Origin of the sequence: Flavobacterium supellecticarium, from assembly GCF_004801375.1 — a bacterium.
Taxonomy (GTDB): domain Bacteria; phylum Bacteroidota; class Bacteroidia; order Flavobacteriales; family Flavobacteriaceae; genus Flavobacterium; species Flavobacterium supellecticarium.
Genome location: NZ_SSNZ01000024.1, coordinates 1 through 567 on the forward strand (window position 1 = coordinate 1; position 567 = coordinate 567).

The 567-nt window shown below is 44.1% G+C and carries 1 protein-coding gene; it reads left to right on the top strand.

The window, feature by feature from the left end; translation table 11 throughout:
* The coding region (locus tag E6C50_RS17495; RefSeq protein WP_211089565.1) for a TolB family protein at positions 1 to 567 on the top strand (567 nt) is incomplete at both ends.

The following is a 567-nucleotide window of genomic DNA, read 5'->3' on the forward strand; positions in this document are numbered from 1 at the left end:
TTATTTTGCCTCAGCGCGAAACACTTCGCGTAAAACCTACGGATGGAACGAACAACCGTTTTTGGATTTGTACAGTGCCACGTATAATTCCGATGGAACTTTTAGTCAGCCGACACCGGTAGAGAGTATCAACTCGAAATACCATGACGGACCGGCTACGATCAGTGCCGACGGTAATACGATGTATTTTGCCAGTGAGAGTTTTAAAGAAGGTATGTTTGAAAAAGACAAAGCGCAGAAATTGAAATTCGGACAGGTAAACCTGTTTAAAGCGACTAAAAGCGGAAGCGGCTGGAGTAATATCACCTCATTGCCGTTTAACAGTAAAGATTATTCTACCAGTAACCCGAGTTTGAGCAAAGATGGTAAAACACTTTACTTCTCTTCAAACATGCCCGGTTCAGTTGGTGGCGTGGATATCTGGAAAGTGGCGATCAACCCGGATGGTACTTACGGAACACCGGAGAACCTGGGTAAGAAGATCAATACCGAAGGAAATGAGAGTTTCCCATTTATCACCGATGACAACAAATTGTATTTCTCATCAGACGCCCGTCAGGGATTTGG